Source organism: Streptomyces sp. NPDC003943, assembly GCF_053605265.1.
Genome location: NZ_JBSGIW010000074.1, coordinates 1 through 25,760 on the forward strand (window position 1 = coordinate 1; position 25,760 = coordinate 25,760).

At 73.0% G+C, this 25,760-nt stretch carries 24 protein-coding genes; 11 read left to right on the forward strand and 13 right to left on the reverse strand.

Annotated features, from left to right (window positions below):
• Window positions 1–58: 58 nt before the first annotated feature.
• The 3 genes from ACWEV0_RS26345 to ACWEV0_RS26355 all read right to left on the reverse strand — a co-directional run bounded on the left by ACWEV0_RS26345 (window position 59) and on the right by ACWEV0_RS26355 (window position 1,824).
• On the reverse strand, window positions 59–634 hold the full coding sequence (locus ACWEV0_RS26345) for a TerD family protein (protein WP_403793296.1): 576 nt from the start codon (window positions 632–634) through the stop codon (window positions 59–61).
• Window positions 635–795: 161 nt separating this feature from the next.
• Window positions 796–1,254 carry a peroxiredoxin gene (locus tag ACWEV0_RS26350; protein ID WP_453151954.1) on the reverse strand — a complete coding sequence of 153 codons (459 nt, stop codon included), beginning with the start codon at window positions 1,252–1,254 and terminating at the stop codon, window positions 796–798.
• A gap of 147 nt (window positions 1,255–1,401) precedes the next feature.
• Entirely contained in the window at window positions 1,402–1,824 is a 423-nt protein-coding gene (locus tag ACWEV0_RS26355; RefSeq protein ID WP_453151955.1) for a DUF3052 domain-containing protein, read from the reverse strand.
• A gap of 415 nt (window positions 1,825–2,239) precedes the next feature.
• Between ACWEV0_RS26355 and aceE the strand changes: the two genes are divergently transcribed.
• Together aceE and ACWEV0_RS26365 are read left to right on the forward strand one after the other, a co-directional pair.
• Entirely contained in the window at window positions 2,240–4,972 is a 2,733-nt protein-coding gene (aceE, locus tag ACWEV0_RS26360) for a pyruvate dehydrogenase (acetyl-transferring), homodimeric type (RefSeq protein ID WP_453151956.1), read from the forward strand.
• A gap of 196 nt (window positions 4,973–5,168) precedes the next feature.
• Window positions 5,169–5,942, forward strand: coding sequence for a potassium channel family protein (locus tag ACWEV0_RS26365; protein ID WP_453151958.1), 774 nt, complete (start codon window positions 5,169–5,171; stop codon window positions 5,940–5,942).
• On the opposite strand, the gene ACWEV0_RS26370 is transcribed toward ACWEV0_RS26365, so the two are convergent.
• Both ACWEV0_RS26370 and ACWEV0_RS26375 read right to left on the reverse strand, forming a co-directional pair.
• Window positions 5,923–6,315 carry a peptidase inhibitor family I36 protein gene (locus tag ACWEV0_RS26370; protein ID WP_453151959.1) on the reverse strand — a complete coding sequence of 131 codons (393 nt, stop codon included), beginning with the start codon at window positions 6,313–6,315 and terminating at the stop codon, window positions 5,923–5,925. The genes ACWEV0_RS26365 and ACWEV0_RS26370 overlap by 20 nt on opposite strands.
• Window positions 6,316–6,461: 146 nt before the next feature.
• Complete coding sequence (locus ACWEV0_RS26375) at window positions 6,462–8,093, reverse strand: MFS transporter (RefSeq protein ID WP_453151961.1); 1,632 nt, start codon at window positions 8,091–8,093, stop codon at window positions 6,462–6,464.
• Between the two features lie 162 nt (window positions 8,094–8,255).
• On the opposite strand from ACWEV0_RS26375, the gene ACWEV0_RS26380 reads away from it, so the two are divergent.
• The 7 genes from ACWEV0_RS26380 (at window position 8,256) to ACWEV0_RS26410 (ending at window position 16,058) form a co-directional block, all read left to right on the forward strand.
• The gene (locus ACWEV0_RS26380) at window positions 8,256–8,885 is read left to right on the forward strand and encodes a TetR family transcriptional regulator (RefSeq protein ID WP_453151962.1); all 630 of its coding nucleotides are present in this window, start codon (window positions 8,256–8,258) and stop codon (window positions 8,883–8,885) included.
• A gap of 296 nt (window positions 8,886–9,181) precedes the next feature.
• Complete coding sequence (locus ACWEV0_RS26385; protein WP_453151963.1) at window positions 9,182–10,405, forward strand: alpha/beta hydrolase; 1,224 nt, start codon at window positions 9,182–9,184, stop codon at window positions 10,403–10,405.
• 88 nt (window positions 10,406–10,493) lie between these two features.
• Window positions 10,494–11,372: a DUF4429 domain-containing protein gene (locus tag ACWEV0_RS26390; protein ID WP_453151965.1), complete on the forward strand. Its 879-nt coding sequence runs from the start codon at window positions 10,494–10,496 to the stop codon at window positions 11,370–11,372.
• A 101-nt stretch (window positions 11,373–11,473) separates the two neighbouring features.
• Entirely contained in the window at window positions 11,474–12,820 is a 1,347-nt protein-coding gene (locus ACWEV0_RS26395) for a sensor histidine kinase (RefSeq protein ID WP_453151966.1), read from the forward strand.
• Window positions 12,821–12,982: 162 nt separating this feature from the next.
• Window positions 12,983–13,669, forward strand: a complete 687-nt coding sequence (locus tag ACWEV0_RS26400; protein WP_453151967.1) for a response regulator — start codon at window positions 12,983–12,985, stop codon at window positions 13,667–13,669.
• Between the two features lie 179 nt (window positions 13,670–13,848).
• Window positions 13,849–14,856 (forward strand): alpha/beta hydrolase, encoded by a 1,008-nt coding sequence (locus ACWEV0_RS26405; protein ID WP_453151968.1) that lies wholly within the window; start codon window positions 13,849–13,851, stop codon window positions 14,854–14,856.
• On the forward strand, window positions 14,853–16,058 hold the full coding sequence (locus ACWEV0_RS26410) for an acyltransferase family protein (protein WP_453151969.1): 1,206 nt from the start codon (window positions 14,853–14,855) through the stop codon (window positions 16,056–16,058). Before ACWEV0_RS26405 ends, ACWEV0_RS26410 begins: the two co-directional genes overlap by 4 nt.
• 35 nt (window positions 16,059–16,093) lie before the next feature.
• Here ACWEV0_RS26410 and ACWEV0_RS26415 read toward each other — a convergent pair whose 3' ends face one another.
• Window positions 16,094–17,134 (reverse strand): aldo/keto reductase, encoded by a 1,041-nt coding sequence (locus ACWEV0_RS26415; protein WP_453151970.1) that lies wholly within the window; start codon window positions 17,132–17,134, stop codon window positions 16,094–16,096.
• Window positions 17,131–17,553: a MerR family transcriptional regulator gene (locus tag ACWEV0_RS26420; protein ID WP_453151971.1), complete on the reverse strand. Its 423-nt coding sequence runs from the start codon at window positions 17,551–17,553 to the stop codon at window positions 17,131–17,133. Before ACWEV0_RS26420 ends, ACWEV0_RS26415 begins: the two co-directional genes overlap by 4 nt.
• Before the next feature lie 73 nt (window positions 17,554–17,626).
• On the opposite strand from ACWEV0_RS26420, the gene ACWEV0_RS26425 reads away from it, so the two are divergent.
• Window positions 17,627–18,445: a serine hydrolase domain-containing protein gene (locus ACWEV0_RS26425; protein WP_453151998.1), complete on the forward strand. Its 819-nt coding sequence runs from the start codon at window positions 17,627–17,629 to the stop codon at window positions 18,443–18,445.
• 9 nt (window positions 18,446–18,454) lie between these two features.
• Here ACWEV0_RS26425 and ACWEV0_RS26430 read toward each other — a convergent pair whose 3' ends face one another.
• On the reverse strand, window positions 18,455–19,330 hold the full coding sequence (locus ACWEV0_RS26430) for a class I SAM-dependent methyltransferase (protein WP_453151972.1): 876 nt from the start codon (window positions 19,328–19,330) through the stop codon (window positions 18,455–18,457).
• A 125-nt stretch (window positions 19,331–19,455) separates the two neighbouring features.
• Here ACWEV0_RS26430 and ACWEV0_RS26435 point away from each other — a divergent pair, with 125 nt between their 5' ends.
• The gene (locus ACWEV0_RS26435) at window positions 19,456–20,037 is read left to right on the forward strand and encodes a TetR family transcriptional regulator (protein WP_453151973.1); all 582 of its coding nucleotides are present in this window, start codon (window positions 19,456–19,458) and stop codon (window positions 20,035–20,037) included.
• Window positions 20,038–20,046: 9 nt separating this feature from the next.
• On the opposite strand, the gene ACWEV0_RS26440 is transcribed toward ACWEV0_RS26435, so the two are convergent.
• Genes ACWEV0_RS26440 through ACWEV0_RS26460 form a run of 5 tightly spaced genes read right to left on the reverse strand, consistent with a single transcriptional unit; the run spans window position 20,047 to window position 25,675 of the window.
• Window positions 20,047–20,679: a hypothetical protein gene (locus ACWEV0_RS26440; RefSeq protein WP_453151974.1), complete on the reverse strand. Its 633-nt coding sequence runs from the start codon at window positions 20,677–20,679 to the stop codon at window positions 20,047–20,049.
• Window positions 20,676–22,145, reverse strand: a complete 1,470-nt coding sequence (locus ACWEV0_RS26445; protein ID WP_453151975.1) for an ATP-binding protein — start codon at window positions 22,143–22,145, stop codon at window positions 20,676–20,678. The genes ACWEV0_RS26440 and ACWEV0_RS26445 overlap by 4 nt, the downstream gene beginning before the upstream one ends.
• A gap of 8 nt (window positions 22,146–22,153) precedes the next feature.
• The gene (locus ACWEV0_RS26450; protein ID WP_453151976.1) at window positions 22,154–22,837 is read right to left on the reverse strand and encodes a response regulator; all 684 of its coding nucleotides are present in this window, start codon (window positions 22,835–22,837) and stop codon (window positions 22,154–22,156) included.
• 43 nt (window positions 22,838–22,880) lie between these two features.
• On the reverse strand, window positions 22,881–24,503 hold the full coding sequence (murJ, locus tag ACWEV0_RS26455) for a murein biosynthesis integral membrane protein MurJ (protein ID WP_453151977.1): 1,623 nt from the start codon (window positions 24,501–24,503) through the stop codon (window positions 22,881–22,883).
• Window positions 24,500–25,675, reverse strand: coding sequence for a lipid II:glycine glycyltransferase FemX (locus tag ACWEV0_RS26460; RefSeq protein ID WP_453151978.1), 1,176 nt, complete (start codon window positions 25,673–25,675; stop codon window positions 24,500–24,502). Before ACWEV0_RS26460 ends, murJ begins: the two co-directional genes overlap by 4 nt.
• Window positions 25,676–25,760: the final 85 nt, after the last annotated feature.

The following is a 25,760-nucleotide window of genomic DNA, read 5'->3' on the forward strand; positions in this document are numbered from 1 at the left end:
GCACGGAGGTGCGGCGCCGGACGGGTGCTGACGGCCTGTCTCAGGCGTCGGCGTCGGCTCAGACGTTGACGCCGAAGTCCTGCGCGATGCCGCGCAGGCCCGAGGCGTAACCCTGGCCGACGGCGCGGAACTTCCACTCCGTGCCGTGGCGGTACAGCTCACCGAAGACCATGGCGGTCTCGGTGGAGGCGTCCTCGGAGAGGTCGTACCGCGCGATCTCGGCGCCGCCGTTCTGGTTCACGACGCGGATGAACGCGTTGCGGACCTGGCCGAAGGACTGCTGGCGGTTCTCGGCGTCGTAGATGGACACCGGGAAGACGATCTTGGCGACGTCGGCCGGCACGCCGGCCAGGTTGACCTTCACCTGCTCGTCGTCGCCCTCGCCCTCGCCGGTGAGGTTGTCGCCGGTGTGCTCGACGGAGCCGTCGGCGCTCTTCAGGTTGTTGAAGAAGACGAAGTCCTGGTCGTTGCGGACCTTGCCGGCCTCGCTCACCAGGATGGCGCTGGCGTCGAGGTCGAAGTCCGTACCGGTGGTGGTGCGGACGTCCCAGCCCAGACCGACGGTGACGGCGGTCAGGCCAGGGGCCTCCTTGGTCAGCGAGACGTTGCCGCCCTTGCTGAGGCTGACTCCCACGAGTCCCTCCAGTGTGTTCCAGGGGCAGCGCCCCCAGTCGTGCGTTGGCATCGGATCAACGTGTGGATCCTAGTGACGGGTTCCCCGCCGAAACAGACGTTTCGCCCGAGTGGCGCGGAGCATGGCCCGTCCGGACCCGGAAGGCGTGCCGAAGGCGCGGCTCAGAGCGCCGCGAGCGCCTTCAGGTAGTCGTCGAGGTCACGGGCGTCGGGCAGGGCGTTGACGACGGACCAGCGGACCGTGCCCGCCTTGTCGATGACGAAGGTGCCGCGCACCGCGCAGCCCTTGTCCTCGTCGAACACGCCGTACGCGCGCGAGGCGGCGCCGTGCGGCCAGAAGTCGGACAGCAGCGGGAACTCCAGCTCCTCCTGGTCCCCGTAGACGCGCAGGGTGTGGATGGAGTCGTTGGAGACGGCGAGCAGCTGGGTGTCGTCGTTGACGAAGGCGTCGAGGTGGTCGCGCAGCTCGCGCAGCTCGCCGGTGCACACGCTGGTGAAGGCGAAGGGGTAGAAGAACAGGACCACGTTGCGCTCGCCGCGGAAGTCGGAGAGCCGCACGGTGCGGCCGTGGTTGTCCTTCAGCTCGAAGTCGGGGGCCTCGGCGCCGATCTCGATCGCCATCGCGTACGCATCCCTTCGCCGGCGGGCCGGCCCTTGGGCCGAATCGGTGAAACCCACCCTAAGGGGCGGTCCGGACGGAGCTCGACAGGGGATGCGCAGAGCCCCCGCCGGTGTGTCCGGCAGGGGCTCCGTGCGGCGTTCGGGGAGTCAGCGCTTGGGGGTGACCAGGCGGGTGCCCGTCCAGTCCTTGGCGACGCTGATGCTCTTGGACTGGGAGAGACCAGCGGTCTGCGCGGCATCGCTGATGTCGCTCGGCTCGATGTAGCCGTCACGGCCCGTCTTCGGGGTCAGCAGCCAGATCATGCCGCCGTCCTCCAGGAGTCCGATGGCGTCCACCAGTGCGTCGGTGAGGTCACCGTCCTCGTCGCGGAACCACAGCAGTACGACGTCGGCGACGTCGTCGTAGTCCTCGTCGACGAGATCCTGGGCGATGAGGGACTCGATGCCTTCACGGAGATCGTGGTCGACGTCGTCGTCGTAACCGATCTCCTGGACCACCTGTCCGGGCTCGAACCCCAGCCTCGCTGCCGGGTTGGTCCGCTCCTCCGCGTGGTCCGCGGTCGCGCTCACGGCTTGCCTCCTGATCATGTATCGGAAAATGCTTCGGCCACGCGCGTACGCGCGGCGCTGGCCGTAGTCCACACGTGCCGGGGCGGATCGCGCAAGTACCCGGCCGATGAGACCGCCGAAACGGTGACGTTTGGGGCCGTCTCGCCGCAACTTCCGGCGAACACCCGTCGCACTGCGTGACGAGTCGTGCACTCTTCGCCCGGCATTGTGGGCTTCTGTGGCTTCAGTCTGCCGAACGCGCTGGCGGAACGCATGCGCGGGATGGGCGTAAGGTTGCGATTTGACCGAACAAGGCGCCCCGCGAGGGTTACCGCTCGGTAAAGATGACGTTTGCCGTCGGCGGGGTACACGATGAACATCCCGGCCGCAGCGGGGCCCCTCCCCCGCGGGCTCCACCGACCAGCGAAGGAACAGCGTGGCTTCCGCATCCGATCGCAACCCGATCATCATTGGCGGCCTTCCCAGCCAGGTCCCGGACTTCGACCCGGAAGAGACCCGGGAATGGCTCGACTCCCTGGACGCCGCCGTCGACGAGCGGGGCCGGGAGCGCGCCCGCTATCTCATGCTGCGGCTGATCGAGCGGGCCCGCGAGAAGCGGGTCGCCGTGCCCGAGATGCGCAGCACGGACTACGTGAACACCATCGCCACGAAGGACGAGCCCTTCTTCCCCGGGAACGAGGAGATCGAGCGCAAGGTCCTCAACGCCACCCGGTGGAACGCGGCCGTGATGGTCTCGCGCGCCCAGCGTCCCGGGATCGGCGTCGGCGGTCACATCGCGACCTTCGCCTCCTCCGCCTCCCTCTACGACGTCGGCTTCAACCACTTCTTCCGCGGCAAGGACGAGGGCGACGGCGGCGACCAGATCTTCTTCCAGGGCCACGCCTCCCCCGGTATCTACGCCCGGGCCTTCCTGCTCGACCGGCTGAACGAGGCGCAGCTCGACGCCTTCCGCCAGGAGAAGTCGAAGTTCCCCGACGGCCTGTCCTCCTATCCGCATCCGCGGCTGATGCCGGACTTCTGGGAGTTCCCGACCGTGTCGATGGGCCTCGGCCCGCTCGGCGCGATCTACCAGGCCCGGATGAACCGCTACATGGAGGCGCGCGGCATCGCCGACACCTCCAAGTCGCACGTGTGGGCCTTCCTCGGCGACGGCGAGATGGACGAGCCGGAGTCGCTCGGCCAGCTCACCCTCGCGGCCCGCGAGAACCTGGACAACCTGACCTTCGTCGTCAACTGCAACCTGCAGCGCCTCGACGGCCCGGTGCGCGGCAACGGCAAGGTCATCCAGGAGCTGGAGTCGGTCTTCCGCGGTGCCGGCTGGAACGTCATCAAGCTGATCTGGGACCGCTCCTGGGACCCGCTGCTCGCCCAGGACCGCGACGGCATCCTGGTCAACAAGATGAACAACACGCCGGACGGGCAGTTCCAGACGTACGCGACGGAGACCGGCGGCTACATCCGCGACCACTTCTTCGGCGACGACCAGCGGCTGCGGGCCATGGTCGAGGGCATGACCGACGACCAGATCCTGCACCTGGGCCGCGGCGGTCACGACCACAAGAAGATCTTCGCGGCCTTCTCCGCGGCCAAGGCGCACCAGGGCCAGCCGACGGTGATCCTCGCCAAGACCGTCAAGGGCTGGACGCTGGGCCCCAACTTCGAGGGCCGCAACGCGACCCACCAGATGAAGAAGCTGACGGTCGACGACCTGAAGCGGTTCCGCGACCGGCTGCACATCCCGGTCACGGACAGGCAGCTGGAGGAGGGCCTGCCGCCCTACTACCACCCGGGCCGGAACTCCGAGGAGATCCAGTACATGCACGACCGCCGCAAGGCGCTCGGCGGGTACGTGCCCACCCGTGTGGTCCGCGCCAAGCCGCTGGTGCTGCCCGACGACAAGGCCTACGCGGCGGTGAAGAAGGGCTCCGGCCAGCAGCAGATCGCCACCACGATGGCCTTCGTCCGGCTGCTCAAGGACCTGATGCGGGACAAGGAGATCGGCAGGCGCTTCGTGCTGATCGCGCCGGACGAGTACCGCACCTTCGGCATGGACTCGTTCTTCCCGAGCGCCAAGATCTACAACCCGCTCGGCCAGCAGTACGAGGCCGTGGACCGCGAACTGCTCCTCGCCTACAAGGAGTCCCCGACCGGCCAGATGCTGCACGACGGCATCTCCGAGGCGGGCTGCACCGCCTCGCTGATCGCCGCCGGCTCGGCCTACGCCACGCACGGCGAACCGCTCATCCCGGTCTACGTCTTTTACTCGATGTTCGGCTTCCAGCGCACCGGCGACCAGTTCTGGCAGATGGCCGACCAGCTCGCCCGCGGCTTCGTGCTGGGCGCCACCGCCGGCCGCACCACGCTGACCGGCGAGGGCCTCCAGCACGCCGACGGCCACTCCCACCTCCTCGCCTCGACCAACCCGGCCTGTGTCGCCTACGACCCGGCCTTCGGCTTCGAGATCGCGCACATCGTCCAGGACGGTCTGCGCCGCATGTACGGCCCCCAGGCCGAGGACGTCTTCTACTACCTGACGGTCTACAACGAGCCGATCCAGCACCCGGCCGAGCCGGCGGACGTGGACGTCGAGGGCATCCTCAAGGGCATCCACCGCTACCGGCGCGGCGAGGCCGGCACGATCCCGGCGCAGATCATGGCCTCCGGCGTCGGCGTGCCGTGGGCCCTGGAGGCGCAGCGGATCCTCGCCGAGGAGTGGAACGTCCGCGCCGACGTCTGGTCGGCGACCTCCTGGAACGAGCTGCGCCGCGACGCCGTGGCCGTCGAGGAGCACAACCTGCTGCACCCGGAGGAGGAGCAGCGCGTCCCGTACGTGACGCGGAAGCTCCAGGGCGCCGAGGGCCCGTTCGTGGCGGTCTCCGACTGGATGCGCTCGGTGCCGGACCAGATCTCCCGCTGGGTGCCGGGGCGCTACACCTCGCTGGGCGCGGACGGCTTCGGCTTCGCGGACACGCGGGGCGCGGCGCGCCGCTTCTTCCACATCGACGCCCAGTCGATCGTGCTCGCGGTCCTCACGGAGCTGGCCCGCGACGGCAAGGTCGACCGCTCGGCCCTGAAGCAGGCCATCGACCGCTACCAGCTGCTCGACGTCTCGGCCGCCCACCCGGGCGCCGCCGGCGGCGACGCGTAACGGCACAACGGCACGGCGACGCGGCGACGCGGCGACGCGGCGACGCGGCGACGCGTAACGGCACAGCGGCACGGCGACGCGGCACGGCACGGCGTAACGGCATCGCGCGCGGCACCGCGCGTCGTGCCTGGTGAGGGCGGTGGGGCCACGGTCCCGCCGCCCTTCGGCTTCCCCTGGCGTTCCCTACGATGCGGGCATGAGAGATCGCTGGGAGCAGCTCACCCAGAAGCCGCTGCTCGTGCTGGCCGTGGCGTTCGGTGCCGCCTACGCCGTGCCGATCGTGGCGCCGGGCGCCGAGCCGTGGGTGCACCGGCTGTGCACCCACGTGGAGTGGGCGGTGTGGGCGGCGTTCGCCCTCGACTACCTCGTGCGGCTCGCGCTCGCCCCGGCCCGGTGGGCCTTCGTGCGCGGCCATCCGCTGGACCTGATCGCGGTGATACTGCCGATGGTGCAGCCGCTGCGGCTGCTCAGGGTGGTGTCCACGCTCCTCCTGGTGGGCCGGCGGGCCCGGATGGCCCCGCAGATGACGCTCACCACGTATGTGGCGGGCGCGGTGGTCGGGCTGATGATGTTCGGCTCGCTCGCGGTGCTGCACGTGGAGCGGGACGCGCCGAACGGCAACATCAAGACGCTCGGGGACGCGCTCTGGTGGTCCTTCACCACGATGACCACCGTCGGCTACGGCGACCACGCCCCGACGACCGGTCTGGGCCGGGTGCTCGCCGTGGGCCTGATGCTGTCCGGGATCGCGCTGCTCGGTGTGGTGACGGCCAACATCGCGGCCTGGTTCATCTCCCGCTTCGACCGGGACGACGAGGCCGAGCGCCGGCAGACCGAGCTCCTGGAGGCGCTGACCGCCGAGGTGCGCGCCCTGCGGGCCGAGGTCGCGCGCCTCTCGGTCCCGCCGGCGGACCCGGGGACCCCGGAAGTCCCCTCGCCCGCGCCTGCGCCTACCTCTCCCAGATCTTGAACGCCCGTACCTGGTAAGGCGTCTGGGGCGCCCACGTCCCTCTGCCCGGATAGGTCTCGAACTCGCCGGTCTCCGCGCACTCGGCGGACTGGTAGGTGGTGACCGGCCGCCCGGTCCGGTTGGCCAGGGACTGGGCGCTGGTGCCGGCCGGCAGGGCCACGCAGCTCTCGATGTCGACCGAGGTCAGCTCGTGGACCTGGGCCTTGCCCTTGAAGTCGGCCTTCGGCCACAGGCACAGCTGGCCGGGCCCGCAGGCGCCGAGGGCCGTGCCGGTGGACCTGGCGAGCGCGGTCGGTGCGGCCTGGGCCGGGACCGCCGGTGCCGCCAGCGCGGTCAGCAGGACTCCGGCGGCGAGAAGCGTCTTCGTATACATGCAGGTGAACCCCCGTCTCGTAACTCTCTGTAACCAAGAGCATGACGGAGGGTCCGCCGCAACGGAAGAGGGGCCGCCCCCGTTCACGCGAACAGGTGACGGCCCCCTACGGGAACCCCGAGAGCCGGCGGGTCCGCCGGCGACTCCTAGATGTGGGCCGCGCCCGCGCCCGCCTCCGCGTTCTCGCCGCGCTTGGTGAGCGTGGCGACCAGCGCCGCGACGACCGCCACGACACCGGCGACGGTGAAGGCCAAGCCCATGCCGTCCATGAAGGTGTCGTGGATGACCTTGCCGATGACCTGGACGATCTCGGGCGTCATGCCCGGCGCCTTGGCCAGCTCCGGCGGCACCATGCCGAACTCGGCGGCCTGCTCCAGGCGCGGGTCGGCGGGCCCGGGCAGCTGCGCGGCGCGCCAGTTCTCGCCGAAGGCGCTGGAGACCTTGGAGGACATGACGGCGCCGAGCACCGCCGTGCCGAGCGCGCCACCGACCTGCATCGCGGCCTGCTGCAGACCGCCGGCCACGCCGGACAGCTCCAGCGGCGCGTTGCCGACGATGACCTCGGTGGCGCCGACCATGACCGGGGCGAGGCCGAGGCCGAGGAGCGCGAACCACAGCGACATGGTGAGGGTGCCGGTGCCGGGGGTCAGGCTGATCATGCCGAACATCGCGACGGCGGTGCACACCATGCCGCCGACCAGCGGGACCCGCGGGCCGAACCTGGTGATCAGCGCCCCCGCCAGCGGCGAGGAGACGATCATCATGCCGGTGAGCGGCAGCAGGTGCAGACCGGCGTCGACCGGCTTGAGCCCCTTCACGCCCTGCAGGTAGAAGGTGACGAAGAAGAGGCCGCCCATGAAGGCGAAGGCCATCAGGACCATGAGGACCACGCCGGCCGACAGCGGCACGGAGCGGAACATCTTCAGCGGGATCAGCGGCTCCTTGGCCCTGGTCTCCCACAGCGCGAAGACGGCGAAGAGCACGAGCGCGCCGATCAGGCAGCCCCAGGTCTTGCCGCCGCCCCAGCCCCAGGACTCGCCGGCCTTGATGATGCCCCAGATGAGGGCGGCCATCGCGGCGGAGAGCAGCAGGATGCCGAAGACGTCGAAGGAGCGCGGGGCGTTCTCGGCGCGGTGGTCCTTGAGGATCACGAGGCCGAGGACGAGCGCGAGGACGCCGACCGGCACGTTGATGAAGAAGACGGACTGCCAGCTGACCTTCTCCACGAGCAGGCCGCCGACGATCGGACCGCCCGCGGTCGAGGCGCCGATGACCATGCCCCAGATGCCGATGGCCATGTTGAGCTTCTCGGCGGGGAAGGTGGCGCGCAGCAGGCCGAGCGCGGCCGGCATGAGCAGGGCGCCGAAGAGGCCCTGGAGGACCCGGAAGGCGATCACGAGCCCGATGGTGCTGGACAGGCCGATCGCGCCGGAGGCGGCGGCGAAGCCGGTGATGCCGATGAGGAAGGTCTGCCGGTGGCCGAAGCGGTCACCGAGCTTGCCGGCGGTGACGAGGGCGACGGCGAGGGCGAGCAGGTAGCCGTTGGTTATCCACTGGACCTGGGCGAGCGACGCCTGGAGGTCCTCCTTGATGGCGGGGTTGGCGATGGCGACGATCGTGCCGTCGAGCGCGACCATCATCACGCCCACTGCGACGGAGAACAGGGTCAGCCACGGGTGACCGCGCAGTCCCCTCGCCGGAGCCGCGTCGGCCGGCTCCGGCTCCGGGGCACCCCCCTGACCCTGCGGGGTCTTTTCCACGGTGATCTGACTAGTCATGAGAACGAGGCTAGTGTCAGCCGCTGACAATTGACAAAGCGATTCACGCGCCGGTAACTGTCACGTAGCTCACAGGTACGCTGAGCAGGTCCGAACGGCGATGAGACGGCGAGAAAAAGACGTAGACGTGGCGGAGAACGTGACGGAAGAGGGGCGCCGGACGTGACTGCTCCCGGTCTGCGCGAGCGCAAGAAGCAGCGCACCCGCGACGCGCTGATCCGGGTGGCCCTGGAACTGTTCACCACCCAGGGGTACGAGCGGACCACCGTCGACGAGATCGCGGACGCCGTCGACGTCTCCCAGCGCACCTTCTTCCGCTACTTCGCCACCAAGGAGGACGTGGCCTTCGCCGTCCAGGAGATGGTGGAGCAGCGCTTCCTCCGCTCGCTGACCGAGCGGCCGCCCGGGGAGGGCCCGTTCGACGCGCTGCGCAACGCGGTGCTCGGCGGCTGGGACACCATCGGCGAGGCGATCGAGGAGGTCGTCCCCGTCGAGCTGTACCTCCGCACCTTCCACCTCATCGAGTCCACGCCGGCCCTGCTCGCCGTGCATCTGCGCCGCTCCACCGAGATGGAGGACACCCTCGCCCGCGTGATCGCCGAGCGCGAGGGACTCGACGTGGACGAGGACCCGCGGCCGCGGATCGCGGTCGCCGCGTTCGGCGGCGTGATGCGGGTGACCGGCCAGCTCTGGGTCCGCGGCGAGGACCAGACACTGGACTCGATCCGCACGCTCACCGAGCAGTACCTCGACCACCTGGGCGCCGCACTCGCCCCGCGCTGGCGCCCCTGAGCGCGTACGCCCGTCAGCCCGCGAAGCCCGTCAGCTCGCGAAGCCCGTACGCCTGTCAGCCCGTACGCACTCACTTCAGCCCGTGAAGTCCCTGCGCCCGTAAGTCCGCACGCCCGTCAGCCCGTACGCATTTCAGCCCGTGAAGTCCCTGCGCTCGTAAGTCCGTACGCCCGCCCGGACATCCGCACGCCCGTACGCACGCTCCCTCACCCACCGTCACCACCTCGCCCCCGCCCCGCGTGATCCGCGTCACTCGTGGCACGGCCACCCTGAGGCGGCCCCTAGGGTGGCCCCCAATGTCTTCCTTCGACTCCGACCCCGCCCTCTCGGTCGCCCTCTCCGTCTGGCGCGCGCTGCTCGCGCTGGCGGTGGTGTTCGTGCTCCTCGCGACCACGGGATGGACCACGATCCGGCATCAGCCCACGCAGGGCGACACCCGGGCGCAGGCGCTCGCCGCCTGGGCGCGCGACCGGGTCGGCGGCCGCGCGCTGCCGGACCCGGCGGCGCCGGCCCGTACGGTCGCCGCGTTCTTCGCCGCCGTCGGTCCCGCGCAGGGCGCCCGGCTCGCCACCGCCCACCCGTTCGTCGTGGGCAATCTCAACGGCGCCCCCGTCACCCTGCGCTACCGCGCCAACCGGGTCTCGCTCGGCCGAACGCTGGCCGCCGAGCGGGGCCGGGTCGACGACCCGAGGCTCAGCGCCGACGGCCGCCACGAGGCGCAGCGCCGGCTCGACCGCTTCCGGTCGCTGATGCGGCCGGGCCGCCAGATACTCGCCTTCGACCCGAGCGGTACGGGGCGGACGGCGGAGGTCCTGGGCGACCTGGAGCGGGCCCGGCGGGTGTCCGTGATCGTGCCCGGGGTCGACACCAACCTGCTGACCTTCCAGAAGACCGCGCGCCCCTACTCGGCGGTCGTCGGGATGGCCGAGTCGCTGTACGACGCCGAGCGGCGGGCCGACCCCGGCGCGCGTACGGCCGTGATCGCCTGGGCCGACTACACCGCGCCCGTCGGCGTCGGCATCGACGCGGCCCTCGGGGAGCTGGCCGAGCGGGGCGCCGTCCGGCTCGTCGACCTCACCGGCGCGCTGCCCGGGAACTCGCGGGTCACGCTGTTCTGCCACAGCTACGGCTCCGTCCTGTGCGGGGTCGCCGCGCCCCGGCTGCCCGCGCGGGTGTCCGACGTGGTGGTGGCCGGCAGCCCCGGGATGCGCGTCGACCGGGTCGCCGACCTGGACACCGCGGCCCGGGTCTGGGCCATGCGGGACACCGACGACTGGATCGCCGACGTGCCGCACCTGGAGCTGGGCGGGGTCGGGCACGGCACCGACCCGGTGGCGCCGGAGTTCGGCGCGCGGCTGCTCTCGGCGGACGGCGCGGACGGGCACGCGGGCTACTTCGTACCGGGCACGCGCAGCCTGGAGAACTTCGCGGCGATAGGGGTCGGCTCGTACCGTTCGCTGACCTGCTCGACCGCCGACAGCGCCTGTCTCCGTGGAATCTTCGGCGCCCAGGCCTCCTGACGCGCGTAGCTCGCCGACCGGTACCGGTGCGTCGCGGCGGATTTACGGTGGTTACGGAGGGGCGACGTCGGGGCATACGCCGCATACGATGAGGCGTATGGGTGATGTGCTGGCCGGAATTCATGCCACCTGGGAGTTCGAGAGCGACGCAGTCGTCATCCGCTTCGAACGGGGGATCCGCACTCCGAAGCTCTTCCAGGCGCTGCGCGAACGACGCGTCCCGCACGAGGCGCTGGCGTCGGTGACGCTGACGCCGGGGGCGCGGGGCACCGTCGTGCTGCACGCCGTGCCACGGGCGGGGGCCGATCCGCTGATGGAGGCGGCGGCGGGGCAGCTGAAGGACGGGTCCGACCCGTACCGCCTGGTGCTGCCCGCCGACAAGGAGACGCTCGCCGAGTACTACCGCGACGAGCTGCACGCGGTCCTCCCGCACGAGGACGCGGATCTGCCCGCGGACGGCTTCCTGGTCGCGGCGCCGGAGGGCCCGCAGTCCTTCAAGGCGTACGACGGGAAGGCGAGCTTCGACGGGGTGTCGGAGGTGTCCTTCCGCTGGTCGTGGTCCGGCGCGTCCTCGGAGAAGTGGAAGGCCGGCGACCAGACCTTCCGGGTGCGCGAGCTGAGCGGCGTCGAGTGGCGCTCGCCCGAGGTCTTCGACGGCTATCTGCGGCTGCTCGCCCGGGACGGCGGGGCGGACGGCCCGGACGGGCGGCCGGCGCAGCCCGACCACGACCCGGCGTCCGTCGTCTTCGGCTTCGGCTACGGGCCGGTCCACCAGTCCCTGCCGTTCGCGGCCTCGGTCCTCGCGGCGATCCGCGGGGCGTCGGCGCGGGTGCCGGTGACGGTGCCGCAGCGGGATCCGGCGGGCATTGCCGAAAGGATTCGCCACCTGGGTGAGCTGCACCGGGCGGGGCTCGTCACGGACGAGGAGTTCTCCTCGAAGAAGGCGGAGCTGCTCGCGGAGCTCTGAGCCGGCGCGCGCCCCTCTCGGGGTCATACCCGGGTACGACCCCGAGGCCCGCACCCCGGTATGACGTACGGCTCGGCCCGGCTGCCTACGCTGTGCGGACCATGAAGGAAGCCACAGCAGAGAAGCGGCGCAGACCGCACATGCCGCTCCCCCTCGTCCGGGCCCTCACCCGGGTCCGCGAAGGCGTACGGAGCATCGGTGTCGCCCTCGCCACGCCCACCGGGCACGGCGAGGCGCTGCTCGCGCGGGCGGCCAAGCCGTGGGTGCGGTGGCTGCCGTACGCCGTCGCCTTCGCCTTCGTCGCCGCCCTGCTGCCCGTCAGCATCGCCGTGCTCATCAACGAGTACGGGGTGAACGGCGCCGTCGCCGGCGCGCTGGGCACGGCGCAGACCGTGCCGCTGCTCGTCGCCGTCACGCGGCCGCTGCAGGCCTGGTGGGTGATCTTCACCGCGGACGTCGTCGGCGGCTTCGTGCTGCTCATCGGCGATCCGGTCGCCGGGAAGCCCTGGCCGTGGACGCCGATGGTCGTGGTCGGCTACCTCGCCCTGATGGCGGCGCTCGGGCCGCGCGAGTCGCGGCGCGCGCTGGTCGGGGTGTGGCTGATGACCGGTGCCGCCGGGGCGATGTTCGCGCTGGTCTCGCCGAGCCGGGTGGACGGCATCCCCATCGTCCTGTTCGTCCTCAGCGGGGTCCTGCTGCTGCTCACCGCGACCCTGCGCGGCCGCGGCGAGGCGGAACGGCGGCTCGTCGAGCAGGAGACGATCAGCGAGGCCGAACGGTCCCGCCGCACGCTCCTGGAGGAACGGACCCGGATCGCCCGCGAGCTGCACGACGTGGTCGCCCACCACATGTCGGTGATCACCGTGCAGGCCGACTCCGCCCCGTACCGCATCCCCGACCTGCCCGAGCCGGCCCGCGAGGAGTTCGCGTCGATCGCGGCCGGGGCGCGCGAGTCGCTGGCCGAGATGCGGCGGCTCCTTGCGGTGCTGCGCAGCGAGGGCGCGGAGGGCGAGCGGGCGCCGCAGCCGGGGCTCGACCGGGTGCAGCAGCTGGTGGAGGCGACGGTACGGGCCGGGGTGCCGGCCGAGCTGTCGCTCGCGGCCGACCTGGACCTGGCCGGGCTGCCGCAGGCGGTGGACCTGTCGGCGTACCGGATCGTGCAGGAGGCGCTGTCCAACGTCGTCCGGCACGCGCCGGGGGCGACGACCCGGGTGTCCGTACGGGGCGACGCCGAGGGCTGGTTGAACGTCCTGGTCGTCAACGGGCCGCCGGAGGGGAACGGTTCGGGGCGCGGCTCGGGGCCGGTCGAGAGCGGCGCCGGCACCGGGCACGGGCTCGTCGGGATGCGGGAGCGCGTACGGTTGACGGGCGGCTCGCTCGACACCGGGCCGCTGCCGGACGGGGGCTTCCGAGTCGCCGCCCGGCTGCCGCTGACCGACCCGGGCTGACCGGCCCGGGCCTGACCGAGCCGGGCTGACCGGCCCGGGCTGACCGGGCTGACCGGGCTGACCGGGCCAGGCTGACCTGGCCGGTGGGCCCGGCCCCGGGCTGACCGGCCCGGTGAGCCGGTCCGTGGCCCGACCCGAACCGACCGAACCAGAGGGCGCCTTGTGACCATCCGCGTGATCATCGTCGACGACCAGGCCATGGTGCGGGCCGGATTCGCCGCCCTGCTCGCCGCGCAGCCCGACATCGACGTGGTGGGCGAGGCGCCGGACGGCCGGCAGGGCATCGAGGTGGCCCGCACGACGCACCCGGACGTGGTCCTCATGGACGTGCGGATGCCGGAGCTCGACGGGCTCGCGGCGGCGCGCGCGATCCTCGATCCGCCACCGGGCGTGGTGCACCGGCCCAAGGTGCTCATGCTCACCACCTTCGACGTGGACGACTACGTGTACGAGGCGCTGCGCGCCGGCGCCTCCGGCTTCCTCCTCAAGGACGCGCCGCCGGCCGACCTGATCGCGGCGGTCCGGGTGGTGGCCGCGGGCGACGCGCTGCTCGCGCCGTCCGTGACCCGGCGCCTGATCGCCGACTTCGCCGCGGCCCGGCCCGCCGCCCCGCGCGGCGACCGGGCGGCGCTCCGCCTCAACGGGCTCACCCCGCGCGAGACCGAGGTCCTGGAGCTGATCGCCCGGGGCCTGTCGAACCAGGAGATCGCCGGGCATCTGGTGGTCGCCGAGCAGACCGTGAAGACCCACATCGGGCGGGTGCTCGCCAAGCTGGACCTGCGCGACCGGGCGCAGGCGGTGGTCTTCGCGTACGAGTCGGGCCTGGTCACACCGGGCGGAGGCCGCTGACCACCGGTCGGCCCCCGGGGGACAACCCCACCCCCGGCCTCGGGCCGGCTGGTCCTCCGGCCCCTACCCCGGTATGAGTTCGGGCTTGGCGCCCCGGTGTGACGTGCCGTCACCCACTCCGTTCCTACCTTCCTCTCGCCAGCGACGCGAGAGAGACAGGAACGGAAAGGGAGGGCCGCATGCGTCCCATCACCAGGACCCGGATCGGCAGGACCCTGGTCGCTGCCGCGCTCACCGCCACCGTGGTGGCCGGCACGGCGGGCTGGGCGTCCGGGAGCGCCCAGGAGCCGGTGACCGGGGCGCCGGTCGGGACGGCGGCCTGGCGGGCCGACGGGCTGCCGGACCCCGAGCGGATGACGCCCGATCAGGTCGCCGCGTACTTCCGCGGGTTGAGCCCGGCGCGGCAGCGGGAGCTCGTCCGGTCCCACCCGAGCGTCGTCGGCAACCTCGACGGCGTCCCGCTCGCCCTGCGGTACGCCGCCAACGCCCGTACGAGCGGCGGCAGGTTCGCGGGGCGGGACGGGCAGGCGCGGGTCCTCGCGTACGACCCCCGGGGCCGCGGCCAGGCCGTACTCGTCTACGGGGACCTGGCCAGGGCCGAGCACGTGGCGGTGATCGTGCCCGGCTCCGACATCGACGCCGGCAACCTCGCGCCGCTCGTGCGCAAGGCCACGGCGCTGCGCGCGGCCACGAACGGCCGGACCGCCGTCGTCGCCTGGGCCGGGTACACCACCCCCGTCGGAGTCGGGATCGACGCCGCCACCGGTGACCTCGCGGAGGCGGGCGCGGACCGCCTCGCGCGCTTCACCGAGGGCCTGCGGGCGGTCGGCGCCGCCGAGCCCGCGCTGTTCTGCCACAGCTACGGCTCGGTGGTCTGCGGGGTGGCCGCGCACCGGCTCAAGGCCAAGGACCTGGTCGCCATCGCCTCGCCCGGGATGCGCGCCGACGACGTGACCGCCCTGAACACCACGGCCCGGGTGTGGGCCGCCAAGGACCCGACCGACTGGATCGACCGGGTCCCGTACGTCGAGTTCGCCGGCCTCGGCCACGGCAGCGACCCCGCCGCGCCGGAGTTCGGCGCCCGTCGCATCCCCGCCGCCGACGCGCAGGGCCACGACGGCTACTTCGCGCCGGGCACGTCCTCGCTCCGCGCCTTCGCCGCGATCGCCGAGGGGGACGTCCGGTGAACCGGCTCGTCGAGAAGATCGAGGCGTCCACCCCCGCCCACCGCGACCGCGCGATCGACGGGCTGCGCGCCCTCGCGCTGCTCGCCGTGCCGGCCGGGCACTGGCTGCTCGGCGGCTTCACGCTCTCCGCCGACGGCGCGATCCACAACGCGAGCCCGCTGTCGTCGTTCGGCGGACTCGCGCCGGTCAGCTGGGTCCTGCAGATGCTGGGGATCTTCTTCCTGGTCGGCGGCTACGCATCCGCCCTCTCCTTCCGCCGCCGCGGGGGCAGCACCCGTGCCTGGCTCGGCGGCCGGCTGGCCCGGCTGGGGCGGCCGGTGCTCGGCGTCACCGCCGTGTGGGCCACGCTGCTGCCGCTGCTGCACTACGGCTTCGGAGTGCCGTACGACACCCTGCGGACCGCGTCGACGCTGGTCGTCCAGCCGCTGTGGTTCGTGGGCGTGTACGTGGTCGTCACCGCGCTCACGCCGTACTGCGTGCGCGCCGCGCGGCGGCTGGGGGTCTGGGCGGCGGTCCCGCTGCTCGGCTCGGTCGCGGTCGTCGACTTCCTGCGCTACGGGCCGTACGCCGACTCCGCCGCCGTGCCGTCCTGGCTGAGCCTCCTGAACATCCTGCCCGGCTGGCTCTTCGCGTACCAGCTCGGCGTCTCCTGGGCCGAGGGCCGGATCACCCGGCGGCACGCCTGGGGGCTGCTGACCGGCGGCGTCGCGCTGTTCGCCGCGCTGCTGCTGTGGTTCGGCTACCCGGCCTCGATGGTCGGCGTCCCCGGCGAGGCCCGCACCAACTCGCATCCGCCGTCGCTGCTCGTCCTCGCCCTCGCCGCCGCGCAGAGCGGCGCCGCGATCCTGTTGCGCGAGCGGCTCGGCGGACTCCTGAAGCGGCGGCCCGGGCTGTGGGCGCCGGTCGTCGTGATCAACCTGTCCGCGATGACCATCCTGTGCTGGCACCAGACCGCGATGCTCGCGGCCGCGATCCCCGCCTCGTACGCGGGTGAGCTGACCGGCCTGGTCGGCGCGCCCGACTCGGTCGGCTGGATCCTGGCGCGGCTCGCCTGGATGCCGCTCTTCGCCGGGCTGCTCGTCCTCCTCGGCCGGTACGCGCGGGGCTTCGAGTCCCCGTGGACGCGCACCGGCCCGGCCCGCCGCGCGGCGGCGGGGGTGCTCGCGGCGGGCTTCGCGGTGTTCGCGCTGGGGCTGGCGTGAGCCCGGCTCGCGCGAGCCTCGGAGGGTGTGCGGCCTCAGCCCTCGCGGGCCGCCGAGGTGAAGGTCATGTCCGTGTAGCGGTCGCCCGCCACCAGGCCCGCGATCGGCTCCAGGGCCGCGAGCTGCGTGTCGTCGAGGGTGATGCGGGTGGCGGCGGCGTTCTCCAGCAGGCGGGAGCGCTTGCGGGTGCCGGGGATCGGGACGACGGTCAGGCCGTGCACCGCGGCGCGCTGCTGCACCCAGGCGAGGGCGATCTGGGCGGGGGTGGCGTCGTGCTCGGCGGCGATGGCGCGGAGCGGTGCGAGCAGGGCCGCGTTGCGCTCGGCGTTCTCGCCGGAGAAGCGGGGCTGGTGGCGGCGGAAGTCCGTGGCCGAGAGCTCCTTGCCGGCGTCGGCGAAGGCGCCGGTGAGGAAGCCGCGGCCGAGCGGCGAGTACGGCACGAAGGTCACGCCCAGTTCGGCGGCCGTGCCGACCGCGCTGTGCTCGACGTCCCGGGAGAACAGAGACCACTCCGACTGGAGGGCGGTGATCGGGTGCACGGCGTGCGCCTCGCGCAGCTCGGCTCCGGTCACCTCGCTCAGGCCCAGGTACCGGACCTTGCCCTCCTTCACCAGTTCGGCCATCGCGCCGACGGACTCGGCGAGCGGGACCTGAGGGTCGCGGCGGTGCATGTAGTAGAGGTCGATGGTCTCGATGCCGAGGCGGCGCAGGCTGCCCTCGACGGACGCGCGGATGTACGCGGGGTCGTTGTTGACGCCCCGGTACGCGGGGTCGTCGTCGCGCCGCTCGATGGCGAACTTGGTGGCGATGACGATCTCGTCGCGGTGCGCGGTGACGAACGGGGCCAGGAACTCCTCGTTGGCGCCCTGCCCGTAGACGTCGGCCGTGTCGATGAGGGTGACGCCGGCCTCCAGGGCCGCGTCGAGGGTGTCGCGGGCCGCGGCCTCGTCGGTGTCGCCGTAGAACTCGCTGATGCCCATGGCACCGAAGCCCTGGACGCCGATCTCGGGTCCGTCGGGGCCGCCGAGGCGGACGGTGTCGATCTTTCCGTTGATGCCGCTGGTGTTGCTGCTCATGAAGAGGTGCCTCCGCAGACGGTGCCGTAATGATCGATCTTGAGGTCGAGCACGGCCAGGGCGTCCTGAAGCTCGGCGATCCGGGCGACGACGTCGGTCCGGGTGCCCTCCAGGATCGCCCGGCGCTGGTCGTGGGTGTGGGAACCCTCGCGCACCAGCTCCGCGTAGCGGACCATGTCCGCCACCGCCATGCCGGTGAGCCGCAGCTTGCCGACGAAGGCCAGCCAGTCCAGGTCACGCCGGCTGAACCGGCGCTGACCGGTGTGCGAGCGGTCCACGTGCGGCATGAGGCCGATCCGCTCGTACCAGCGCAGGGTGTGGGCCGAGAGTCCGGTCAGGGCCGCCACCTCGCTGATGGTGAACCGCTCCGGCGCCATCACCGGCTTGGTGCTCGTGCTCGTGCTGTCGATCACGCTCATGACCCCCACGCTAGAGACTTGGAGTCCACTCTAAGCAAGCGGGCGAAGTAGGCTCGGCCGCATGCAGAGCAGCATGCAGAGCCTGAAGGCCGTCGAGAACTGGCCCGTTCCCACCGCGGCCACCGCCGTCGTCCGCGCGGACGGCACCCTGGCCGGGTCCCACGGCCCCACGAGCCGGCGCTTCCCGCTCGCCTCCGTGACCAAGCCGCTCGCGGCGTACGCGGTGCTCGTCGCGTACGAGGAGGGGGCGATCGACCTGGACGAGCCGGCCGGGCCCGAGGGCTCGACCGTACGGCATCTGCTCGCCCACACCTCCGGGCTCGCCTTCGACGAGAACCGCGTCATGGCCGCGCCCGGCACCCGGCGGATCTACTCCAACACCGGCTTCGAGGCGCTCGGCGACCATGTCGCCAAGGCCACCGACATCCCCTTCGCCGAGTATCTGCACCAGGCCGTCCTGGAGCCGCTCGGCATGACGGACACGAGCCTCGAGGGCTCGCCCGCCAAGGACGGCGTGTCGACCGTCGACGACCTGGTGCGCTTCGCCGCCGAGGTGCAGGCGCCGCGGCTGCTCGACGCGCGCACGGTCGTGGACGCGATGACCGTCCAGCACCCGGGCCTGACCGGCATCCTGCCGGGCTACGGGCACCAGCGGCCGAACGACTGGGGCCTCGGCTTCGAGATCCGCGACGGCAAGGCGCCGCACTGGACCGGTGCCACGTCCTCGCCGCGGACGTTCGGGCACTTCGGCCAGTCCGGCACCTTCCTGTGGATCGATCCGGACGCGGGTGCGGCCTGCGTGGCACTGACCGACCGGCCCTTCGGGCCGTGGGCGATCGAGGCGTGGCCGCCGTTCACGGACGCGGTGCTGGCGGAGCTGCGCGCCCGGTAGGAACCCGGCTCAGGCGGTGGCCGTGACCAGCCAGGCCGCGCTGCGCAGCCGTACCGTGCCGTCCGCCGCCTGGTGGGCGCGGAGGTGGTCGGCGAGGGCGCGGCGGGCGCGGTCCCGGGCCGGCGCGTCGACCTGGTCCATGAGGTGGCGGCCGGGGCCGCTCGCGAGCAGGAAGTCGGCGGCGTCCTCGGCGTCCCGGCCCCAGTTCCCGTACGCGTCGGCCCGGTCGACGGCGATGCCGGTGAAGCCGGCGGCGGTGAGGACGGCGCGGATGCGGTCCGGGGACTCCAGGGAGAACATGCCCTGGCCCGGCGTGCCGAGGTCGCCCACCGGCAGGATGTCGCGCAGCGAGGTCATGGCCACCAGCCAGTCGCTGAGCTCCGGTTCGGCGGGGCTGACGAAGGCGAGCCGGCCGCCGGGGCGCAGGGCGCGGCCGATGTTGCCGAAGGCGGCTTCGGGGTCGGCGAAGAACATCACGCCGTAGCGGCTGATCGCCGCGTCGAAGGCGCCCGGCTCCAGGGCGTGCGTCTGGGCGTCGCCCTGGGTGAAGTCGGCGTTGGTGACGCCTTCGCGGGCGGCGCGGGCGCGGGCCTCGGCGAGCATCGGGCCGGACAGGTCGAGGCCGAGGGCGCGGCCTTCGGGGGCGCGCCGGGCGGCGAGGATCGTGGTCTGGCCGGCGCCGCAGCCGATGTCGAGGGTGCGGTGGCCCCGGCCGTCTCCCCCGCCGTTGCCGCTGCCGATGCCGGCGGCGGTGAGCAGCGGCTCGTCGAAGCCCTCGTTGACGGCGTTCCAGCGGTCCTGGTGGCGGGCCCAGTGGGCGCCTTCGGGGCCGTTCCAGGCCTCTTCCTGCGCGGTGTTGACGGTGGTGCCGACGTTCTCCGACATGACTGCCTCCTGAGCTGCCCCAGAGAATGGGCGTACGCCCAAACAGTATGGGCGCGCGCCCATACTCGCAATCCCGATTACGATCCGAACGGGTCCAGGGAATCCGGGGAGAGGGAGAGACAGCCATGTCACCGCGTGGAGTGGCGACGCCCGACGTGCGCGAGCGCCTGTTCGCCGCCGCCGAGCGCGTCGTGGAGAGGGACGGGCCGGGCGCGCTCACCAGCCGGGCCGTCACCACCGAGGCGGGCTGCGCCAAGGGGCTGCTGCACACGCACTTCGCGGGGCTCGACGAGTTCGTGGCCGAGCTGTGCCTCGACCGCTTCGCCCGTACCGCGCGGAAGGCGGCGGCCCTGGCCGGCCTGGCCGGCGAGGGCACGGTGGCGGGGAACCTCGACGCCGTCGTCCTGGTGCTCTTCGAGTCGGGCGGCCCGGCGCTGTCCGGGCTCGCGATGACCCGCCCGGCCGCCGCGCAGCGCGTGCGGGAGGCCCTGCAGGACGGGGCGCCCGGTTTCGGCGCGATCCAGGAGTCGGTCGCCGGCTATCTGACGGCCGAACGGGACCGCGGCCGTCTCGCCGGGACCGTCGACCCGCACTCGGTCGCCCTCGCCGTCGTCGGCACCGCCCACCACCTGCTGATGACGAGCTGGCCGGGCTCCCCCGACCCGCGCCACGAGATGCGGCGCCTCGTCACGGCGCTGCTGGGCTGACCCTCCTCGCTAACCCAGCCTGCAACTGGTCGCGGGCAGCGCGCCGTCCGTCCCGGAGATCACGACCGGGACCGCGCTGCCCCACCTCTCGGCGAAGGCGGTCGTGCACACCAACTGCTGCACGGCGACCGGGTCCAGGTCCCGGACCCGGACGGAGAGCCGGAGGCGCAGCTCCCCGCCTCCGTCCTCGGCGCGCGGCTCGACGTGGGGATCGCCGCCGCCGTGCAGGATGAGCCGGGTGGTGAGGCCGGCGGCGAGCTCCTTCTCGTCCGGCCCGTCGAGGAGCGTGCTGAGCACCTTGTCGGTGGCGACCCGGTAACCGACGACCTCGGTCGGGTGGGTGGGCGTCACGGTCCCGCCGGTGCCGGTGCCCTCGCCCCAGTCCTGCCCGAAGGAGAAGTGGAGGTCCCGGGCGACCGGCATCAGCCGCCCGTCCTTGCCGACGAAGAACAGCAGCAGCCGGGGTTCGCTGGTCGGCTGCACGGTGACCGGCGCCGCGCCGCCGGCCTCCACGACGTCGCTGCCCTGGATGCCGCAGGCCGCGAGGCCCGGGAGCAGGCCCAGCACAGCGGCGTACAGACCCAGGCGCGTGCGCAGACGCGTGCGCGGGCGCGGGCGGCGGCTCGGGGGACGGCGGCTCACAGCGGGATCCTGACGGTGAAGACGGCGCCGCCGTCCGGGCGGTCGGCGGCGACGACGGTGCCGCCGTGCAGCCGGACGTTCTCCTGGGTGATGGCGAGGCCGAGGCCGCTGCCGGCCGAGCGGGTACGGGCCTGGTCGGCCTTGTAGAAGCGGTCGAAGACGTGCGGCAGGACGTCCGCCGGGATGCCCGGGCCCCGGTCGGCGACCTCCGTCACGAGCCAGTCTCCCTCCGCGTGCACCCGGACCGTCACCGGCGGGGCGCCGTGCCGCAGCGCGTTGCCGACCAGGTTGGCGACGACGACGTCGAAGCGGCGCGGGTCGAGACGGGCGCGGATGCCGTCGGTGAGCTCCGCGGTGATCCGCTCCGGATCGGTCCAGTGGCGGTTCTGGAGCGTCTTGCGGACCATCTCGGCCGCGTCGACCTCGTCCGTGTGCAGTTCGGCGGCGCGGGCGTCGAAGCGGGAGATCTCCATCAGGTCCTCGACGAGCACGGCCAGTTTGCCGGTCTCGGCGCTGATCAGGCGTACGGCCCGTGCGGTGTCGGAGTCGAGCGTGCCGGCGTCCTCGTCGAGGACCTCGGTGACGGCGAGCATGCCGGCGAGCGGGGTGCGCAGCTCGTGCGAGACGTCGGAGGCGAAGCGGCGGGCGCGGGCCTCGGCGCGCCGCAGCTCGGTGACGGAACGTTCCAGCTCGGCGGCGGACTCGTTGAAGGTCCTGGCCAGGTCGGCGAGTTCGTCGCTGCCCTTGGCGTGGATACGGGTGTCCAGGCGGCCCCGTCCCATGCTGTGGGCGGCGCGCCGCAGCTCCCGCACCGGGCGCAGCACGCCCCGGGCCGCGACCAGGGCCGGGACCAGAGCGACGAGCAGCGCGGGCAGCGCGCCGTCGCGGGCGGCGACCAGCATGGCCCCGATGTTGGCCTCCTCCTCGCTGAGGTCCATCACCGCGTAGAGCACGAGACCGGTGGGGTGGTCCTCCGGATAGCCCTTGAAGTTCCCGAAGAGGGCGGGGACGGCGACGGTGAGGTACGGGGTGCCGTTCCTGACCACCCGCTGGAAGCTGCCGTGGGTGGTGCCGGCCGCGCCGGCCCGGCGGCGCAGCTCGGGCGTGAGCACGCTCGACTCGTCCCGGTCGGTGGACGACACCCGCATGTCGCCGTACTCCGCGTAGACCCGCCAGGGCCGCGGCTTGCCCTGCCGGGCGATCCGCTGGAGCTCGTTGCGCAGACCGTCGCGGTCGACGGGCAGTTGGATGTTCAGGGTCTCGACCTGCTGGCGGAAGGCGGAGACGGCGGTGTCCTGGGTCTGCTCCAGGATCGCGGTGCGGGCGGCCCGGTAGGTGAGCGCGGCCGTCGTGCCGCAGCCGACGGCGGCGACCAGGAGGAAGGCGAGGACGAGCCGGGTGCGCAGGCCGAAGGGGCGCGGCCGGCGGCGGTGTCGCGGGGGCCGGTCGCCGTCGTCGCCCGGCACGTGGGCTCTCACTGGATCGGCCCGAAGCGGTAGCCGAAGCCGCGCAGCGTCTGGATGTAGCGCGGCTCCCCCGGGTCCTCGATCTTGGTGCGCAGCCGGCGGACGCAGGCGTCGACGAGCCGGGCGTCGCCGTGGAAGCTGTGCTCCCAGACGTGTTCGAGGAGCTGCTGGCGGCTGAAGACCTGCTCGGGCGCGGCGCTGAGGTGGAGGAGCAGCTTGAGCTCGGAGGGGGCGAGGGCCAGCCGCTCGCCGTTCTTGGCGACGGTCAGCCCGGCCCGGTCGATGGCCAGCTCGCCGTGGAACTCCACGGCCGGGCGCCCGCCGCCCGGTTCCTCGATGCGGCGCAGGACGGCCCGGATGCGTGCCTCGATGACCTCGGTGCGGGCAGGCTTGACGATGTAGTCGTCGGCGCCCGCCTCCAGGCCGACGACCACGTCGAAGTCGTCGCCGCGCGCGGTGAGCATGATGATCGGCAGCTGGCTGGTCTCGCGGACCCGGCGGCAGACCTGGACGCCGTTCATGCCGGGCAGCATCAGGTCGAGCAGCAGCAGGTCGGGCCGGAACTCGCCGAGCGCGGCGAGCCCCGTCTCGCCGGTCGCGGCGGTGCGCACCTCGTGCCCGCGGCGCCGGAGCCCGAGCTCGACGCCCTCGCGGACGGAGGGGTCGTCTTCGATCAGCAGCACGCGTGGCATCTGTGGAGTATCCCAAGGTCAGGGCGGTCGGTATGAGGGGCGGTCATCGTCTGGTGAGACGCCGGGCGCGGCCGGTCACGTTCCCGGTCAGCGCCTGCACTTCGGTGAGCCGCAGCGGCCGGGCGAGCAGGGCGAACACGGCGACGATGACGAGCGCGCCCGCGAGGCCCGACACCACCCGGCCCGCGGGGGCGGTGCGTTCGGCGGTCAGCAGGCCGAGCGCGGCGGCGGGCAGTGCGGCGACGAGGAGCCGTACGAGCGAGCCGGCCGCCCCCGTGCCCGTCCGCTCGGCTCCCCGCAGCCGCCGGGACAGCACGTACGCGGTGAGGCCCCAGCCCGCCCACAGCGCGAGCGAGTAGCCGGCGGCCATGCCGGCGACGGCCCAGTGGGCCGGCAGGAAGGCGTACGAGCAGACCGCGAGCAGCGCGTTCAGGGCGGCGATGACCAGGTTGAGGAGGAAGGGGGTGCGGGTGTCGCGCAGGGCGTAGAAGGCGCGGGTGCACACGTACTGGCCGGAGAGCGCGACGAGTCCGGGCGCGAGGGCCATCAGGATCCAGGCCATCGAGCGGACCGCGCCGGCGTCCGTCCGGCCGTACTGGAAGACCGTGCCCATCAGCGGCACCGCGAGCGCGAAGAGCGCGCAGGCGGCGGGGACGATGGCCGCCATGGTGCCGCGCTGCGCGTAGGCGACGTCACCGCGGACGGCGGCGAGGTCGCCCTCGGCCGAGGCGCCGCTCATCCGGGGCATCAGCGCGGTGACGAGGGCGACGGTGATGATGCCGTGCGGGACCATCCACAGCTGGTAGGCGTTGTTGTACGCGCTGAGCCCGGCGCCCTCGGCGCGCTGGCCGGCCGCCGTGGCGACCTTCGTCGTGACCCAGAACGCGGCCTGGTTGGTGAGCACGAGCAGCACCAGCCAGCCGGCCGCGCGCAGCGGCGCGGTCAGTCCGCTGCCGCGCCAGTCGAGGCGGGGCCGCCAGCGGAAGCCGGCCGCGCGCAGCGACGGCCAGAGGGCGACGGCCTGGAGGGCGATGCCGGCGGTGGTGCCCCAGCCGAGCAGCGCGGTCTCGCCCGCGGTGAGTCGGCCGCCGTCCGACACCGCCAGGAAGAGGCCGAAGACGGCGACCACGACGACGTTGTTGAGGACCGGCGTCCACATCATCGCGCCGAACCGGCCGCGCGCGTTGAGCACCTGCCCGAGCAGCGTGAAGAGGCCCAGGAAGAAGATCTGCGGCAGGCAGGAACGAGTGAAGGCGATCGTCATGTCCCGCTGCGCGCCCGTGTAGTCGGTGTACGCGTCGACGATCGCGGGTGCGGCGAGCACGGCGGCGGCCGTGAGCACCGCGAGGGCGAGCACGCAGACGGTGAGCAGCCGGTCGGTGTAGGCGGCGCCGCCGTCCTCGTGCTCCTTGGCCGCCTTCACCAGCTCGGGCACGAAGACCGCGTTGAGGGCGCCGCCGAGGAGCAGCATGTAGACGATGGTGGGTACGGAGTTGCCGACCGCGTATCCGTCGGCGACGAAGCCGGTGCCGATGGCCGCGGCGACGACGGCGGACCGTACGAAGCCGGTGGCGCGGGAGACGAGCGAGCCGGCGGCCATGAGCGCGCCGCTGCGGAGGACGGACGTGCCGGCCTTCTCCGTCGTCTCGGTGACGCTCGCCGTCATCGGCGGGCCAGGTACGCCTGGAAGGCGCGGTACAGCGTGTGGTTGGTCGTGCCGGGCAACGGAATCTCCCACTCCCCCAGGGTCTCGACGACCTGTCCGCCGGTGCCGAGCTTCCAGCGCAGCAGCCCGTGGGCGCGGTCGTCCGGGTCGAGGGTGGAGGGTACCCCGCGCAGGTCGTAGACGTCGGCGCCCTGGGCGTGGGCGTCGAGCAGCATGCGCCACTGCAGGGCGTTGGAGGGGCGGACCTCGCGGCGGTGGTCGGCGGAGGCACCGGTCTGGTACCAGACCCGCCGGCCGACCGTGATCATGGTGTGCGCGGCGAGGATCTCGCCCTCGTGGCGGGCGAGATAGAGCTTCATGCGGCCGGGGTGCTCGGCGTTGAGGACGGCGTACTGGCGCTCGTAGTACGCGAGGGAGCGGCCGAGCCGGAATCCGTCACGTTCCTCGGTGATGCGGAGCAGCCGGTGGAACTCGGGCAGGTCCGCCGCCGAGCCGACGACGACCTCGACGCCGCTCTTGCGGGCCTTGCGGATGTTGCGCCGCCACTCCTGGTTGAGGCCGGACCACAGGTCGTCGGAGCTGCGGCCGGTGAGCGGGACCTGGAAGACGAGCCGGGGCTGGGCGTCGGCGCCGTCCTCCGACTCGCCGCCGCAGCGCCGCCACCCGCGGGCCCGCAGCCGCTCGGCGACGGCCGAGCCGAGCGGGTCGACCTCGGTGGCGAGGACGTCGGCGAGGCGGCGGCCGGGCCCGGTGTGCGCCTTCAGGGTGGCGGCGGTCCAGCGGCGGTACGCGGGTCCGGGGCCTATGCGCACGGCGAAGGCGCCGGCCGCGCGCAGGTGGTGGAGGAGCGGGTCGAGCCAGCCGTCCAGGTCGGGGTCGGCCCAGTCGGCGACCGGCCCCTCCGGGAGGTAGGCGAAGTACTTGCGGGTGCCGGGGAAGGGGCGGAGCAGCACGAGGGCGACGCCGCTCAGCTCGCCCGACTCCTTTCCCCAGCCGACGAGCTGGTGGCTCCAGCCCTCCTTGACCCCGGCCCAGGCGGGCAGTTGGAGGAAGCTCGGCCCGTCGGGGCCGGTGGAGCGGGCGGCGAGGAACGCGCGGTACGCCTCGGGGGTGACGGGTCCGAGCCGGAGTGCGGTGCGGGCGGGTGCGGGAGTCATGAGCAGCGCTGACACAACGGGAGCCTCCAGGTTCCGCCCCGTTCGGTGGTGGGGCGCACAGGAGACTCACAGCCGGTCTTGACCGCTCCGCGCGAGGAAT